The 16,686-nt window shown below is 54.8% G+C and carries 13 protein-coding genes; 3 read left to right on the top strand and 10 right to left on the bottom strand.

The window, feature by feature from the left end; genetic code table 11:
* Positions 1–2: 2 nt before the first annotated feature.
* Complete coding sequence (locus HUV30_RS14490) at positions 3–179, bottom strand: hypothetical protein (protein WP_174406228.1); 177 nt, start codon at positions 177–179, stop codon at positions 3–5.
* 303 nt (positions 180–482) lie between these two features.
* Positions 483–2,243, bottom strand: coding sequence for a chloride channel protein (locus HUV30_RS14485; protein ID WP_174406227.1), 1,761 nt, complete (start codon positions 2,241–2,243; stop codon positions 483–485).
* 250 nt (positions 2,244–2,493) lie between these two features.
* Between HUV30_RS14485 and HUV30_RS14480 the strand changes: the two genes are divergently transcribed.
* The gene (locus HUV30_RS14480; protein ID WP_174406226.1) at positions 2,494–3,108 is read left to right on the top strand and encodes a phosphatase PAP2 family protein; all 615 of its coding nucleotides are present in this window, start codon (positions 2,494–2,496) and stop codon (positions 3,106–3,108) included.
* A 235-nt stretch (positions 3,109–3,343) separates the two neighbouring features.
* On the opposite strand, the gene HUV30_RS14475 is transcribed toward HUV30_RS14480, so the two are convergent.
* The 4 genes from HUV30_RS14475 to HUV30_RS14460 all read right to left on the bottom strand — a co-directional run bounded on the left by HUV30_RS14475 (position 3,344) and on the right by HUV30_RS14460 (position 6,872).
* Entirely contained in the window at positions 3,344–4,045 is a 702-nt protein-coding gene (locus HUV30_RS14475; RefSeq protein WP_174406225.1) for a DVU0298 family protein, read from the bottom strand.
* A gap of 182 nt (positions 4,046–4,227) precedes the next feature.
* The gene (locus tag HUV30_RS14470) at positions 4,228–4,569 is read right to left on the bottom strand and encodes a DsrE family protein (RefSeq protein WP_174406224.1); all 342 of its coding nucleotides are present in this window, start codon (positions 4,567–4,569) and stop codon (positions 4,228–4,230) included.
* A gap of 21 nt (positions 4,570–4,590) precedes the next feature.
* A complete protein-coding gene (locus HUV30_RS14465; protein WP_174406223.1) occupies positions 4,591–5,052 on the bottom strand; it encodes a hypothetical protein in 462 nt (153 codons plus the stop codon).
* Positions 5,053–5,075: 23 nt separating this feature from the next.
* Positions 5,076–6,872, bottom strand: a complete 1,797-nt coding sequence (locus HUV30_RS14460; RefSeq protein ID WP_174406222.1) for a DEAD/DEAH box helicase — start codon at positions 6,870–6,872, stop codon at positions 5,076–5,078.
* Positions 6,873–7,263: 391 nt separating this feature from the next.
* On the opposite strand from HUV30_RS14460, the gene HUV30_RS14455 reads away from it, so the two are divergent.
* Positions 7,264–7,710: a MarR family winged helix-turn-helix transcriptional regulator gene (locus HUV30_RS14455; RefSeq protein ID WP_174406221.1), complete on the top strand. Its 447-nt coding sequence runs from the start codon at positions 7,264–7,266 to the stop codon at positions 7,708–7,710.
* Between the two features lie 250 nt (positions 7,711–7,960).
* On the opposite strand, the gene HUV30_RS14450 is transcribed toward HUV30_RS14455, so the two are convergent.
* The 3 genes from HUV30_RS14450 to HUV30_RS14440 form a co-directional block, all read right to left on the bottom strand.
* Positions 7,961–8,896 carry a methylated-DNA--[protein]-cysteine S-methyltransferase gene (locus tag HUV30_RS14450; protein ID WP_174406220.1) on the bottom strand — a complete coding sequence of 312 codons (936 nt, stop codon included), beginning with the start codon at positions 8,894–8,896 and terminating at the stop codon, positions 7,961–7,963.
* 195 nt (positions 8,897–9,091) lie between these two features.
* Positions 9,092–10,267, bottom strand: a complete 1,176-nt coding sequence (locus HUV30_RS14445; protein ID WP_174406219.1) for a glycosyltransferase family protein — start codon at positions 10,265–10,267, stop codon at positions 9,092–9,094.
* A gap of 155 nt (positions 10,268–10,422) precedes the next feature.
* A complete protein-coding gene (locus HUV30_RS14440) occupies positions 10,423–12,597 on the bottom strand; it encodes a malate synthase G (RefSeq protein WP_174406218.1) in 2,175 nt (724 codons plus the stop codon).
* 328 nt (positions 12,598–12,925) lie between these two features.
* On the opposite strand from HUV30_RS14440, the gene HUV30_RS14435 reads away from it, so the two are divergent.
* Positions 12,926–14,188 (top strand): beta-eliminating lyase-related protein, encoded by a 1,263-nt coding sequence (locus tag HUV30_RS14435; protein WP_174406217.1) that lies wholly within the window; start codon positions 12,926–12,928, stop codon positions 14,186–14,188.
* On the opposite strand, the gene HUV30_RS14430 is transcribed toward HUV30_RS14435, so the two are convergent.
* Positions 14,182–16,584: an ATP-binding protein gene (locus HUV30_RS14430; RefSeq protein ID WP_205245238.1), complete on the bottom strand. Its 2,403-nt coding sequence runs from the start codon at positions 16,582–16,584 to the stop codon at positions 14,182–14,184. The two genes, HUV30_RS14435 and HUV30_RS14430, sit on opposite strands and share 7 nt — an antisense overlap.
* Positions 16,585–16,686 lie beyond the last annotated feature (102 nt).

Genomic DNA, 16,686 nt, shown 5'->3' with positions numbered 1-16,686 from the left:
CTTTAGTTTTCTTCGTCCGCCGCATCGGCGGCCGCCGAACCATCGAGGGTACCCAGCACCACGTCATAAACGGCGGGGAATATTTCCGTGATATTCTGCGGAGAAACGCGGCCGGTCTCGATAAACTTGACCACGATCTCCTTGGTTACCTGCAATGCTTCCTTCTGAAGCTTTTCCATGAAGAAGCCCTCATACCAATGCCGGAAAGTATCAACGTTGCGGCACATGGGGCATCGTCCGGCGAGCGATGCTTCAAAACCTGCAACATTGCTTGATATCAAAAAAACCGCCCGTGGGGGAATGGTTCAGACCGACACGATCAAAACCGGGCGGATACAAAAAGAAGAAACCGATCAGACCCCTTCCTTTTATTTTCCGCGCTGTATAGCACTAAGCCTCGCGGGAGTCGAGAGTGGTTTTACCCCCATATGCTGCCGGAAGGATGGTAATTTTTCCGACAGATAGGTTGCCCCCGCGCCAGATCAGCGTTGTGTAAGCTGGCGCTGCACCACGGCCTTATCGTAGGCGGTGACCACATCCCGCTCGCGGATGGTGCCCTGCAGCCTGCCGGATTCATCAATGACAGGCAGTTGCGATATCCCCCGCACGGCCATGGTGTGCAGGGCGTGCTGGATGGAATCGTTCGCCTGCACCGTCTGCAGGCAGGTTGTGGCAATGTCTCTGGCAATGATCAGATGCTCAAGGTACTCCTCCGCCAGCACATTGCGCAGGTCGCGGAAAGAGATAATACCCGTGAGCACGCCTTTGGCGTCCACCACATGCAGGTAGGATGCATTGTTGCGGTGAAAAGCACCCAGCACATCCATCAGCGGAGCTCCTTCATAGATGGTGATGTCATCGGAATGCATGAACTCACGCACCTTCAGATTGCGCAGAATATTCTGTTCCATGCCCGACCGTATATCCACCCCCCGCCGCAGCAACTTGATGGTATAGATGGAGCCGCTGTTCAGGCCGGATGCCACAAGCGTGCTGATGATGCAGGTGGTCATGAGCGGCAGTATGCACTGATAGTCACTGGTAAGCTCGAAGATGATGAGAATGGCCGTAATGGGCGCATGCGTGGTGCCTGCCACCAGCCCGCCCATGGCAACGAGTGCATAGGCACCCGGGCTGGCCGTTATGCCCGGCAGCATAAAGTGCATGCCCCAGCCGAACACACCGCCCGTCATGGCTCCGATGAACAGGGAAGGCGCAAACACCCCGCCGCTGCCACCGCTGCCTATGGTTATGGTGGTGGCCAAGATCTTTATGCCCACCAGTGCCAGCATGAGCTGCCAGCCCATGCTGTTCATGAGCGACAGGTTTATGGCCCCGTAGCCCACCCCGAACACCTGCGGGAACCACAGCAGAATGCACCCCACAAGCAGACCGCCCAGCCCCGCCTTGAGCGGAGCCGGAATGTGCAGCACGTCAAAGAGATCCTCCCCCTTGTAGAGGACGAAGACAAAGGTGAGCGCCACCAGCCCGCACAGAATGCCGAGGAAGGGATAGATACCGAATTCCCACAGCGAGATGACCTCGAACGAGGGTACCTCAAAGGCCGGAAAATCACCGAAATAGTATCTGGCTATAGTGGTGGCCGTGACCGAGGAAATGACCACGGGAGAAAATGCCGAGATGCCGAAGTCGCCCAGCAGAATCTCCAGCGCAAACAGCACCCCCGCGATGGGCGCATTGAAGGTTGCGGCAATGCCCGCCGCAGCGCCGCAGCCCACCAGCGTGCGCTGGTTCGGACGCGAAACCTTCATCAGCTGCCCGAGCGTGGAGCCGATGCCTGAGCCTATCTGCACAATGGGTCCTTCGCGCCCCACAGAGCCGCCGGAACCGATGGATATGGCGGAAGCGAGAATTTTGACCAGCGCCACGCGCTTGCGTATGCGCCCGTCGTGCAGGGCGACTGCCTCCATGACCTCAGGCACCCCGTGGCCCTTGGCCTCCGGCGCACCGCGCGACACGAGAAAACCCACCACAAGCCCGCCCGCTGCAGGCAGCGCGAGCTTCAGGTACCACGGCACAGCATGAGCAAAGAGCAGAAAGTCTTCCGAGTTCTGATAAAAGGCATACTGCACGCCTTTGATGACAAAGCGGAATAGCACGGCACCGTATCCGGCGAGCACGCCCACGGCGATGGCAAGCAGGAGCAGGGGCAGATGTTTGTCGAGATGGGAAAGACGCTGGCGCAGCCAGCCGAAGGAAGACGAAGGGCAGGTTTCGGGCATGACCACTTCCTCATCTTGCAGCCTTACGGACCGGCACCTCACCGAAGCGGCACCGGCCTTTCCGGCCCATGAACGGAACTGGCTATGACCCTAGCCCATTTTTCAAATCATGGGAACAGGATGGAAGAATTGCTGACCACGCTGTATTGCGCCCGATCGTATGATTGCGGCGGATTCCCTTTTATGAACCGTTGCGGTTGTGACCTTTTCCAAAAGACCGTATACCAACCGCAACATTCCGGAGGACAGCATGCTCTTCAGTACGCCCGAGTGGGACAAATCCCTTTTCTTTCTCGTGAACGATGCATGGCGCAACCAGACGCTGGACATCATCATGCCCCTTGTTTCCAACAGCATCGTCATGTGGGGCCTTGCCGCCATCTGCTTTGCCATTGCCGCACGCCGCAGCGGCTGCTGGAAGCCCCTGCTGACCGGACTGGTGCTTATCGCCCTTGTGGCGGGACTGAGCGACCTTGCCTGCTACCCCATCAAAAAGGAATTCAAGCGGTTACGCCCCCTGAACGCCATGGCCTCGGTGCATTTCGTGGAAGATGGTGAATGGCGTCAGCGCCCTGCCGACTTTACCCCCGTAAAGACCAAGGGGCAGTCCTATGTTTCCGCGCATGCAGCCAATTCCATGGCCGCAGCGGGCATGGCCGCCCTGCTCTGGAACCGCATGCCCCTCATGCGCCTGCTGTGGCTGCTGCCCTTTGCCATAGGGTATTCGCGCTTGTATCTGGGCAAACACTACCCTTCGGATGTCATGGGCGGCTGGCTGGTGGGCACAGCCGTACTGATGGTGGTATGGCTGTGCATTCCCGGACGGGTGAAGCGTTTCGTGCGGGGCGAATCCGCGACGGACTGATACTGCGCCGGTTTCCGGTGCCTGTTCCGGTAGCAGTTGTCCGGCTCCAGTTGGCCGCACCCAGTACTTCGGCTACGGAGTATCTCCATCTCCTGACTCCGGGCATGGCAAGACCTGACCATGCCCGACCGGACTCGACCAGACTCTATCAGTCTCGACCTGTCTCAGTCAGGCCCGATCAGTCCCTTCCAGACACAATCTGTGCCTGCCCGATCCTGTCCGGCCCACCACCGGTCTAATCCTTTCCTGCTTCTAGCCCCATGCGCTCAAGGGCCTGACGCGCAATGCCCCCCACGGTGGTGCACACAACGGCTCCATCCTCAAAGAGTTCAACCGGAGTGTCGTCATCCAGCAGGGTGCGGATCTTGTCCGCCGCATCCAGCGCGTTGAGGTTGCCAAGCGCCCATGCGGCCATGCCTCGACCGGGATGAAACTCATCTTCCAGCCCCCACCACAGAGCCCGCACGGCAGGCTGCATGAGTTCCGGCCGCACCTGTGCCAGCCTGCCCAGTCCCCAGTATACGGCGGCCCTGAGCGGCGGATGGTCCAGATAGTTGTCATCCTCAGTGGTTTCACGCACATAGGAATGCAACATGCGGTTGTAGTCGTCCGCCAGCCTGCGGTGATTGCACATGATTTCCGCCATGGTCTCGGGTATACCCCAGCCCACGTTGCCGGACTCCTCGTTCATGTGCCAGAGCAGACGACGCATGAACACGCGGGCCTGCTCCATGTCTTCGTCCGCCATGCGTCCCACCACCAGCCCCAGCGCCGTGGCGGCCCGCCACTTCATTTCGCCGCCGAACAGCAGAAAAGACATGAGCGGGCCAACGGTTTCGCGGCCGGGAAGAGCCAATATGTCAGGCAGGTGATCCTGCCACAGTTCTGATTGCAGCTGACATCGCAGCTGTGTCTTGAGAGAACGGAATCGAGCCATGATGCCTCCTTGTTGGATGATTAATAATAATCATTCCCGAAAGATGCGCAACATCTTTCACGAAAAACGCGTCCGGTGTTCCCGAAGGAAAACCGGACGCGTAAAGATGACATGCCTGTTGAACAGAAGGCACCGGAAAGGAAAGTGCGGCAGCCCGTTCCTCTCTGTTCTGCCATGCGGGCCTAGGGCTTGATGTAGATGTAGCCCTTGCGTTGCAGCTCCACCAGCTCGATGATGCCTGCAGGCACTATCCGGCCGGAAGGAGTGAGCCACTCCGGCGCAAGGCCGAATTTGGTGAGTGCGTTGTTGCACACGCGCAGACTCAACCCCTTGTCACACAGCGCTTCAAGCGCTCCTGCAAAGGGGCTGTCCTTGCCCATAAGCTTGATGCCGGGACCATTCACCACCAGCACCAGACTGCACTCCTGCCCTTCATAGGCGGCAAAGGTGTTGGTAATGTTGCTGATGGCGATATTCAGTTCCGCTTCACCATTATCAAAATGAAAGACAATCGCGTTTTCCATGGCAGGCCGCACTCCCTGACTCTAGATGAGTCTGTCGAAAATGAGACGGAACATGGCGCGTATGGCCAGCGCAAGTCTCAGCCTCGCCTTGTCCACGGCGTCCTGGTCTTCCAGCATGAGGCCGGCAAGAAACGCCGCCACTTCCGAAAAATCCGAATCGCGTTTTTTCTGCAACAGCGTCACATACACGTTTATGCTGCGCAGTTGCAGGTCCACTTCCTTGTTATTCCCTTTGGCGGAATACGCGTAGCGGCTTATGAATTCCTCAAATACCAACTCGCGTTCCGCGGGAAAGGACTTCTGCAGAGCCAGATCCCACAGGGCGATGAAAAGCGCTGCCAGTTCACGGCGCGCCTTCTTCCTCTTGATGAACTGATGTTTTTTAAAGCCGAATATGGCAAGTTCGGCGTCAAAATCATAGGAGTCAAGCAGCGCAAGAAATATGCGGATGAGCTCGTCGCTGGTGTACTGGGTTTGTTGCACGTACCGGAACATCCTGTAACAGATTAATCCTGACGCGGAGCCGAGGGCTTCCTGCGTCTTCGGGAGCGGCCGGGGCGTTTGCGCCTGCCTTCTCCTTCCCCCTCTTCGGTACCGGAAGCCTCGTTGGCACGTCCGCTGGCCGGAGCTGCCTCCTTATCCGGTGACTGCCCGTCCCTTCTGGGTTCGGAACGGACTTCTGTGCTGTTCTCCGACGGTCTCCCACCCTGACCGCCACTTCTTTCCCTGCGTTCGCCTTTGCCGCGCAAGGGCTTGCGGTCTGTCACCCTGCGGGGGGGCTGCGAAGCACCATACTGCTGCGTCTCGGGTTCTGCGTCGGGCATCTGCAGGGGCGTATGCAGCGTTACCTGATAGAGCTCGTCCAGCAGCTGCGCCACCAGCGGAAGTGCTTCTTCATCCGCCAGCAGGCTTTTCAGCATGGGGGTAAAGCGCTTCATGCGTTCGCGTTCAAGTCCGGTTTTTGCACGCAGCCTCGCTTCCAGCATGGCGGTCATGCGCTGTCCTACAACAGCGGCAAGATCTTCATCCGTGGGCGTGGTCCTATGCTCCATGGTTATCTTGTAATGCTTGGCAATGCGCTCAAGCTCAAGCTTCTGCATGATGTCCACCAGCGAAATGACCTCACCGGTGGCACCCGCACGGCCCGTTCTGCCGGCACGGTGAATGTAGGATTCGCGATCTTCCGGCGGCTCATAGAGAATGACGTGCGAAAGTTCGGGGATATCGATACCACGCGCAGCCACGTCTGTTGCCACAAGAAAACGCACTTTGCCCTCGCGCAGCTTTTCCAGCACCTTCTCGCGCTTGCTCTGCGTAAGATCGGCGGAAAGTTCGTCCGCATCATACCCAAAGCCCTTCAGCACGGCGGTCACGAAATGCACGTTCGCCTTGGTATTGCAGAAGATGATGGCGGAAGCAGGGTTAACCACTTCCAGCACGCGCACAAGCACGCGGTCTTTTTCCATGGGCTTGGAACTGTAGTAGCTGTGGGGGGTATCCGCCACGTGTACCTGCTGGTGGCTCAGGCTGAGCATGCAGGGATCGTGCATGAATTCGCCCGCCAGCTTGACGATCTGGGGCGGATATGTGGCGGAAAGCAGGAAGGTGGACCGACGCTTGGGCAGGTAGCGCTTGATTTCGCGCATATCAGGATAAAAACCGATGGAAAGCATGCGGTCCGCTTCATCAAACACGAGCACACGAACCTGATTCAGGTCCATGGTGCGACGCAGAAGGTGATCCAGAATACGACCGGGCGTACCCACGACCACATGAGCGCCGTCGCGCAGAGCTTCCATCTGCTTGCCGAAGCCCACCCCGCCGTACACGGCGCAGGTAAGCAGGCCGGTGCCGGCAAACAGCACTCTGGCTTCATGCTCCACCTGCAGGGCCAGCTCGCGGGTGGGTACCAGCACAAGCATCTGCACATGGGGCTTGGAGGCATCCAGCCGCTCAATGGCGGGCAACAGGTAGGCACCCGTCTTGCCGCTGCCGGTGCGGGACTGAACCATGATGTCGCGCCCGGCAAGCTGATAGGGAATGGAACGCGACTGCACGGGCATTATGCTGCGCCACCCTGCATTCTCGCAGGCGGCTCGCATGGCGGGAGGCAGTTCCTCCAGCGTCACGGGTGGCAGCGCGTCTTCAGGTTCGTCAATTTCAGTAATTTCTGCGGCAATGCGCGCGGCGGGATCATAGTCGGCTGCGGGCCGGACGGCGGAGGCCGCCTGAGAATGGGCCTCACTTCCGGTTTCATCAACGCGAGAGTCTTCACCCTTCACGTCTTCGGGACGGTCGGTCATGTATGATTTCCTTTTTCGCCCCTCTGGACGAAGATGATGCAAGCCCAAGGGGGCACCCCCTTATATAGCGCGTATTCTCCGCCCTCGCAAGTATACGGGACCAACGCCATTCATCCCTGCCGGAAGGCAGGAATTACAGGACTTCACACCCTGCGTTGCCGACCTTCTTCCGGTGCAGCATGCAAACGCCGCAGCTCCACATGCCACCAGCATAAACAACGCTCAGGAGCCGTGCTCCGGCCCCGTGACAATCATAAGTCCTCATATGCCAACCATAAACCAGTCATATGCAAGCACAGCCCATCTGACCATCCCCGCAACATTGACAGTCGCACGGTGCGCAATTACTTCAATATCAAATCATTCGACAATTAATCAAGGAGGCCATGCAATGCCCCAAACGCAACAGGCTCTCGCAACCTACGTAAAGCTGGCCCGCGCCGCAGACACCGTAACCTCGTGCGCACATGCGCACCTTGGCGGACACAACCTTACCATCAGCCAGTTCGGCGTGCTGGAAGCATTGCTGCACAAAGGTCCGCTCTGCCAGCGCGCGCTTGCCCAGAAGCTGCTGAAATCCGGCGGGAACATGACAACCGTTGTGGATAATCTGGAAAAAAGAGGACTTGTCCGCAGACAAAGAGGCGAGGCAGACCGCCGCTTCAGCACTGTGCATCTCACAGATGAAGGGCGTGAACTCATAGAGCGCATATTCCCCGCACACGCGCAGGGCATCGCCGAGCTCTTTTCCGTGCTCACGCCCGAAGAACAGACACAGCTCGGCAACCTGTGCCGCAAGCTGGGCCATGCCTGTGCAGGGACTGGTCTTGAGGAATAAAGCCAGACGGATAATGCCAGAGAAAAAATCGGATAAATAAAACGGATGAATAAATCCGGACGAATACTGCCGGCTAAAGAGATCGTACAAGGGCAAGGAAAGTATCCCGCGTTGCTCCCCGCATCCGTAAGCGTCCCGTATTCAGCCAACAGCGGAAAGCCTGCGCCGCTTGCACACGGCTACATACCGTCCTTTGCCTTCAGCCCACTCTTGCGATTCCTCCCGAAGGATGCCGTAAACTAACCTACCCCTATGCAGCCGGAGTATTTCTGGCTGCCTCCCACGCGAGAATGGCTTTCTTGCGCAGGTGACCCCAGCGGTAGTTATGGGCCTCGCCGCTTTTGCGTATCACCCTGTGGCAGGGGATGAGAAAGCCCACGGGATTGGCCGCCACAGCACTGGCCACGGCGCGAAACGCTTTGGGATTGCCCATGAAGCCCGCTAGCTCTTCATAGCTGGCCACCCAGCCTTCCGGTATCTGCAACAGCGCCTTCCAGACCTGAATCTGAAAGTTGGTGCCTTTGAGATGCAGGTGAAAAGGACGTGCGGTGCGGGCATCCGGCACGAAAATTCTTGCCGCTATATCTTCCGCTCCGGCGGCATCTTCCTGCAATGCGGCTGCGGGCCATCTGGCTTTCAGCGCATCCAGCGCCGCCGCCAAGTCAGGTGCCAAGCCTGGCGAATTGTCCGAATTGGGCGAACTGGGCGAACCGGTTAAATCGGGTGTATGTGGCCCCGCAGCAAAGCCGCTCTGCGGCACAAAGCCCAGATGGCACAGCCCTCGTTCTGTCCATGCCACAAGGCATTCGCCGAACGGCGTTGCTGCAACCCCGTACCGCAATGACAGACCGGAACCGCCGTTGCGGTATTCCCCCGGCGTCATTGCCTCTATGGTCACGAAAAGATCATGCAGACGCGCCGTGCCTGACAAGCCTGCCTCAAGAGCCACCGCCTGCAGGTTGCCCGCCTGCAACATACCCTTGGCGTATTCCAGCGTCACATACTGCAAAAAGCGTTTGGGGCTCACCCCTGCCCAGCGGCGGAACAGGCGGTCGAAATGAAACTTGCTCAGGTGCACCTGCCGCGCGATCTCATCCAGATCCGGCTGCTCCCTGTGATGTTCTTCGATGAACCGTATGGCTGTTTCTATGCGGGCGTAGTCGTCCGATTGCGTCATGTGCTCCATAATGTCCTCCGCGTCTTAAGCATAGCATAGGTACGACAGCGCCTGATGACGACCCGAATATTGCGCTCATATCGCAACGTGTTTCCACCGGATATACCGCAATCCGTTCAAAATCGAACAATGTGTGCGCCAATGTACGCATTGCCTGCACAGTACAGCCTGTCGCACCGCGTATGGCCGGGAACTGCAACCGCCCTATTCCTGCACCGCCCGCACAATGGCCTGCAGCCGGTGCCCGTAGGTATGCTCGGCAAGGATGCGCCTGCGGGCGTTGGCAACCACGTTGCCCGCCGCTTCACGGTTCGCGGCGTAGTATTCCACCAGCGGCCCTATCTCATCCGTCCGCGAAAAGGTCACGGCCTCTGTGCCTATATCAAAGCATTCCGCAATCTGTTCCTTGTGGTCGGAGATGACGAAACCGCCCGCGCTTGGAACATCAAAAATACGCTGCGTGGTCGCCGTGGGCAGTTGCGCACTGGAGACGTTCAGGTTCACACGGCTGTGGCGGTAGAAATTGAACAGATCGGGCGCGTAATATCCTATGGGCGGGTGCAGCCGCGCACATGCATCGTCGGGGATATGCTGCTTCCAGTAGGCATCGCCCGCAATCACCGGCGCAAAGGGCAGCAGAGCACGCACCATGGGCACCCGCTTCGCCGTATTGGCTTCCCAGCAGATCAAAATGCACAAATCCCTTAACCGTTCACTGCCCAGCGCATTACGGGCCGCGTCCACAAAAGCCGGTTCCTCGCGGGTGAGAAAGGCCAGTACGGAAGGCTCGGGCGCTGCGGCAAACCGTCTGCCCAGTTCCCTGTACCGGCGCAGGATGAACCGTGGAAAACGCCCGTTCCGGAGGCACAGGGCTTTCTTTTCCGTCCATGTTACCCCGAGAAAGGATGCCGTTATTTCCGCTTCCGGCAGAAAACGGTCTTCCTGCCCGTGCAGGCGTGCCGCATCTGCCGCAAGGGGCAGGTAATGCACGCGCCTGCCACCCCATGCCTGCAACAGGGGCATGGCCTGCCGTTCACAGGTAAAAAGCAGCAGGTTCTCGCTGTCCGGCACCGAGCCGGAGACAAAATGCTCGGGACTGTCGATGAACCAGACGCACAGCGCAGCCCCCATGCGCCCCAGCACATCCGGCAGCTCGGTCCAGTTGCCGAGCCCTCTGGCATTGACGCTCAGCACGGCATCCGGCCTGAACCGCCGCATATGCTCCAGCAAGGCCGTGCCGAAGTCATGGGCATGCCTGTGGGCGGGAAACACTTCCATTTCCACTCCCACCATTCTGGCGGCGTGGCTCAGTTCACGTTCCAGATAATAGTTTGCCCCGACAAGCAGCAACCGGCAGTTCTTCCCCCCGCGTATTCGCATGGTATCCCCCCTCCATTACACAGAGATTCCCCATGCGACTCATATCGCATTCTCCGCTGCAAAGCCAGAGCAGGACAAAAAACGCGGAGCAGCGCGCTGTGCGTTGCTCCGCGTTCCATATCAATAGTTTATACTCTGATCTGCTGTTCCAGAGATTACCCCTGCGCCTTCACCTCGCGTCTGCGGGCATGCAGAATGGGTTCGGTGTAGCCGCTGGGCTGCTGGCGCCCCTTGAACACGAGATCGCAGGCCGCCTTGAAGGCGATGCTGGCTTCAAAATTCGCAGCCATGGGCTTGTAGAGCGGATCACCTTCGTTCTGGCGGTCCACTACGGCTGCCATGCGGCGCATGGTTTCCATGACCTGCTCCGGCGAGCACACGCCATGGTGCATCCAGTTGGCAATATACTGGCTGGAAATACGCAGTGTTGCGCGGTCTTCCATCAGGCCCACGTCCGTGATGTCCGGCACCTTGGAGCAACCGATACCCTGATCGATCCAGCGCACCACGTAGCCGAGGATACCCTGTGCGTTGTTATCCAGCTCGCGCTGCACCTCTTCTGCCGACAGCGTGCCGGTGAGCAGGGGCATGGCGATAAGGTCATCAAGGCTGGCGCGGGGCTTGCCGATAAGCGCTGCCTGCTGCGCAAACACATCCACCATGTGGTAGTGCATGGCGTGCAGGGTGGCCGCAGTGGGTGAAGGCACCCATGCGCAGTTGGCCGCAGCCTTGGGATGGCCGATCTTGGCAACCATCATTTCCGCCATCATGTCCGGCTTGGGCCACATGCCCTTGCCGATCTGGGCGCGCTTGTGGAAACCGGCGGCAAGGCCCACATCCACGTTCCAGTCTTCATAGGCCGCAATCCAGGGTTGCGACTTCATGTCGTTCTTGCGAACCATGGGGCCTGCTTCCATGCTGGTGTGAATCTCGTCACCCGTGCGGTCGAGGAAGCCGGTATTGATGAATATGACGCGGTCTTTGGCGGCGCGGATGCACTCCTTGAGGTTCAGGGTAGTGCGCCGTTCCTCGTCCATGATGCCTATCTTGAGGGTACGTGCGGGCAGGCCCGTGGCTTTTTCCGCTGCGGCAAAGATATCGCAGGCAAAGGCCACTTCATCCGGTCCGTGCATCTTGGGCTTCACGATGTAGACGCTGCCCGTCTTGCTGTTGCCGTAGCGCGCGGTGCCCTTGTGTTCGTGCAGGGCCACATAGGCGGTGACAAAGGCATCCAGAATGCCTTCCGGAATCTCGTTACCGTCCATGAGCACGGCATCCGTGGTCATGAGATGCCCCACGTTGCGGATAAGCAGCATGCTGCGGCCGGAAAGTGCCATGGACGAGCCATCCGGCGCGGTGTAGGTGCGGTCGGGGTTCAGACTGCGGTCCACCATTGTCTTTCCCTTCGGGAAGGAGGCAGTGAGCGTGCCCTTGATGAGCCCAAGCCAGTTGCCATAGGCCAGCGCCTTGTCCTCGCCGTCCACAACGGCCACGGAATCTTCGCAGTCGTTGATGGTGGTCATGGCGGCTTCCAGCACCACATCCTTGATGCCGGATGGATTCTGCGCACCGATGGGGTGGCTGCGATCCACCAGCAATTCGATATGCAGGCCGTTGTTGCGCAGAAGAATGGTCAGTCGCTCGCCCTCTTCCACGTAGCCCGAAAACTGCGCAGGGTTCGCAAGACCGGTGGAGCTATCTCCCGCCAGCGTAACATGCAGGGTCTTCACGCCGCCCTTGTCGGACACGGCGTAGGCAACAACCTCCGCATGGCTGCCCTTGGCAAGCGGCGCAGCCGTGTCCAGAAACTCGGCAGCATATTCAATAACCCTGGCACCGCGCACGGGATTGTACTGCGGGCCTTTTTCAGCGCCGTTGCTCTCCGGCAGTACGTCTGTGCCATAGAGAGCGTCATACAGGCTGCCCCAACGCGCGTTGGCCGCGTTGAGCGCATACCGGGCGTTGGTAACGGGCACCACGAGCTGCGGCCCCGCAATGGTCGCAATCTCAGGGTCCACATTCTCAACCGTTATGGAAAAATCTTCACCCGCAGGACGCAGATACCCGAGGCTGATCAGGTATTGCTTGTAGGCTGCGGCGTCATGGGGCTTGCCCCTGTTCTCGATATGCCAGCGGTCTATTGCCTCCTGCATGCGATCACGAACGGCAAGCAATTCCTTATTCCGGGGCTGCAACTCACGCAGGGCCGCTTCCAGATTGCGCCAGAACTCCTCCGGCGCAAGGCCCGTCCCCGGGGCGATGTCATTGGCAACACAATCATGCAGGGGGCTGGATATTTCAAGATTTCCGATGCGTACCCTCTGTCCCATGCCAGTCTCCTTGTATGCGGCCGCCCTGCCCGGCAAACAACAGGCAACAGCGGCCTCAGGCTAGTGTGGTGTCCCTTGATGGAAGCGGCACTGTGATAAGACCAACCAATCCTATCACAGGCATGGGGCAAACGGCGTTATTTTTACACAGCAACAAACACCAGCCCGCAGCTTATCAGAGACGTGTAAACTGCCACAATTGGTCTGACCAGAGTGGCATAGGTTGAGTGGCGTGGCAAGGGGATGGAGCGCATATGTTGACAACTATTTATTATGCTTTTAACAAATTCTTGGAAGCAACAAACTAACTAACTGATAACTGGAAATTATGAATATCATAAGAAGAAAGCAAAAATATCATGATTACTTTGGATCGCAATCGCTTGGTCGTCTTGATGAAATAATAGCGATGCAACGAGGGGTTATATCTAATCATCTACATCTCGTTGCGAGTGCCTGCTATCCCTTCCCATCGGTACTGAAGGCGCAAGCTGAGCCATCTACGCTACTTCCTGTCGAAGGAATCGTTGGAGAAAGGTATCTTCCTGGAGCAGCGGTTATGGATATCGTGGAGGCTGAGGGGGAGCAGCTACTGCTTAATATGTTTTCGGACTCAACAGGATACCGTGTTTCACTACAGCCCCATTCGGGCACTCAGGCAAACCAGATTGTTTACAACGCAGTGCTTACTTCTAAAGATGAAGTATTATGTCTCAAGCCATCTGATGGTGGTCATATTTCCCACACAGTACTACTCTCGAGACGAAATAAGACATATAACTTTGGCTTAAGAGAAGATGGCTATATTGACTATGAATTATTAGAGATGGTGGCGCAAGAGCGCCGGCCCAAATTGATTATTGTAGGTGGCAGTTCTCTGCCGAGGATGATTGATTTTGCCCGTTGTAGCGAGATTGCACGGAAGGTGAATGCTTTTCTGCATGCTGATATTTCACATACTTGCCCTTTCATAATTGGCGGTCTACATACAAACATTTTTCCTTATTGTGATTTTGCTACGTTTAATATGATGAAGAATTTAAGAGGTCCAAATTCAGGAGTCGTTATATACCGAGAAGATTTTCATAAAAAAATTAGTCGGTCTATTTTTCCTGATACACAAGGTGGAGCTAATGAGCCTTGCCTACTTGCGAAATACGCAACAATTTTGGAATGGCAACATAGAGATATTGCAGAATATGCTCACCAGATAGTCTTGCGTTCGCAGCTTCTTGCAGAAACTTTTAAGAAGAGAGGTGTGAAGCTCGTAACGGATGGTAGTGATTGCCATATCCTATTGTTAGATCTAGCTTGCCGGCAAGAAACTGGTGCTGAACTGGAGAAAAGGTTTGAGGATCGCTGCGTGTTGCTTAATAAAAATCAAATCCCTGGAGATCTGCGTGGGCCAAGTACAGCATCCGGTTTGCGAATAGGGACAACCAACTTAGCAATCCTTGGCATAGATAAGACGGATATAGAGCGTTTGGGGAATTGGATATGCGACACTATCGAGAACAAGGCAAACAAAACTGATATTGTTCGGGAGCTCCTGCATAAGTATCCTCAGCCAACCTATTTAAAAAATCAGTAGCGCCAATGAGGAGATAAAATATATGGAACCGTAATGTCTGGCCCCAATCGGTCGGTTGACACAAGCAACTCCAGTCCTGCCAACTCAGTGTCCGTAATTATTTCAATTATTTCAGAAGAATAATCAGTGGCTTGCCCAGAGCCAAAATGACAAGAAAGCATATTTGTAAACCAGCCCAATGTTTCAATAAAGCGTATGTCCTTGGTCTTTTGCGCTCTATGGTGGATATGCAGGCAGGTCTCTAGCGCATCATAACCTGAAGCCTTGCCTGCCAAAATTGCCACAGCCATTTCGTTATATTCGAACATCAAAGTGTCCATGGCTAAACTTCTGGGGGCATTGCCTTTTGCTAAGTGCAGATATCTTTCTGCTGCGGAGTAATCTCTATTCAGTATGGCTATGCCACTTAAATTAACTAAAGGCTGATAGATTTCATTAGACATTAATTTTTGTAGAAGAGTGCATGCTTGGTCGAGGTGCCTCTCCGCTTGTGTTGTTTGGGGGATTACCATCTCGACGATTGCTAAATTGCTTAGTGTTGTTGCAACGCCAAAATCACTGCCCAGCTTGTGAAAGCCTGAGATTGCAACCTCCAAGACTTCTTTAGCTTCTTGTTTTTTGAACAAATGTCCAGAACTTCTTAAAATTGCATATTCGAACTCAGAGCAGGTTTCTTTTTTAGCTTTTTTGTAGGTGCTGCGCGCTATGCGCGTTGCCTCGTCGTTGCGATTCAAGTTTATTAAAATGTTAAATGCTACAAGGTTACGCTCTGGGCCAACTTTGGCTTCCTGTAACGAAGCTTGAGCTAGTTCGTAGTGGAAAAGCTGAACTAAATACTTTGCTTCATAAAGGTGTGAGATTGAACGATGAGCCTCTATTTTTTTGCATCTCTCAGCAAGTATAAGTCCAAAATGAAACAATGAACACTTCTGTACTGCATTCATCAATATTGCTATTGTTGAAGATGGAAGAATGTCTATAATATCCCAACAAACTGTATCTCGCCCAAGGGTTGAGAGGTATGTAAACTGTTCAAGACTATTTTTCGTATTTATGAAGTTTACAATGTGAGTTTGTATTTTTGGGCAAGACCTTACTTCTTGTTCATGAGTGTTGCCGATTAGGCGGTCATACAGAACGTCATCATCAGCTAATTGTTTTTCTGCTAATAGATTTACGATAGATTTTACAACCTGCTCACGGAGTTCCATTTTTTCATCTTCTGGAGTCAAGTCTGTTACCGCGCTTGCAACACGCTCGTGCTCAATTTTTATCTTGTCATGAGATTCAGAGTTAAGGACAAGCAAGCCCATGGCCATCATGTCGTTGATAGCCCACGATATTTGATTAGGATCAACTCCTAAATTTGAAGTTTTGAACAATTCAATCAAGTGTGCAATTGACAGCCCGCCTAAAAGAATAACAATGGTTCTTAAAATAAATTGATCAAGTGCTGGTAAGGATTGCACAATATTTTCATATGTACAATTCTGTAAAGCAAACTGCTCGCCCTTTTCTATTCTTTCAACTGTAAATTTTAGTTGAAACCATATTGATTTCAAATTCCCTTCGCTACGTCGATGAATACTTTTGGCCAATTCTCGTAAATCTTCGTGGCCCGGAAGAACTGCCCTTGCAATAGCGAGCGTGTCTATTTCTGAAATAGCTTCTAGATAAATGTCTTTGTAAGTTGCATCGCTTATTTCAGGATGCCAATTGATAGCTTTGCTTTGTTTGGTCCTTTCAATAACAACAAAACAAAACATACACCCTGCTTCTGCAAATGTATTTCTTAATATTTCAAGCATACTTGTTGAAAGAAATTGAATATTATCCAATGCCAACAACACGGGAAAGTTGTTTGAGATGTCAAGGCAACAGTTGAAAAGCGCCATATCCCCTTGCACAGTTTCTTGCCGCATTGGTAAATTTTGAGGTAGCAAGGCCTTTACTATTGGCCCAGCCACCGGAATTTGGCCAATAAGATCTCGAAATACCCCATAAAGATAGTTAATAAAGGATGAGCTGCGCAATACGTTTCGTTGTTTCAATCGCAATACCATGTTGCGTGAAATACTAACAGGATGGGTCCTTGAAGCTATGCTCTCTTTTTTGAGCAACCTTCCAAGCTTCTCTAATGTCTGCGAAGCTTCAAGATCTGATGGCGGAGTATCAAGGTAAAGCACGATTGCATCGGGCTTATCATGGGCAATTTTAGTAAGTAACTCTCTCACAAAAAAACTTTTCCCAGATCCAGAGGGACCAAACAACCTCAGAATTTTTGGTTGTCTGGATGTTCCCACATCAAGAAATGCCATGGCAGCAGTCAGCTCGTGTTCTCTTAAAACAAAAGGCCAATCGTTTTCAGATCGAAAATAGTTTGCGAAATCACTCATCACTTCGCCCCTTGTTTTTTTTTTCATACATCCCCTTCAGCATCGTTTCCCGCGGATGCTTGCCGCGCAGCACTTCCCGCTGTGAGTTCTGGCTTACGTGCG

The organism is Desulfovibrio subterraneus, assembly GCF_013340285.1.
Taxonomy (GTDB): Bacteria; Desulfobacterota; Desulfovibrionia; order Desulfovibrionales; family Desulfovibrionaceae; genus Halodesulfovibrio; species Halodesulfovibrio subterraneus.
The sequence above is the reverse complement of the archived record's forward strand: the minus strand, read 5'-3'. Positions and strand labels throughout refer to the sequence as shown.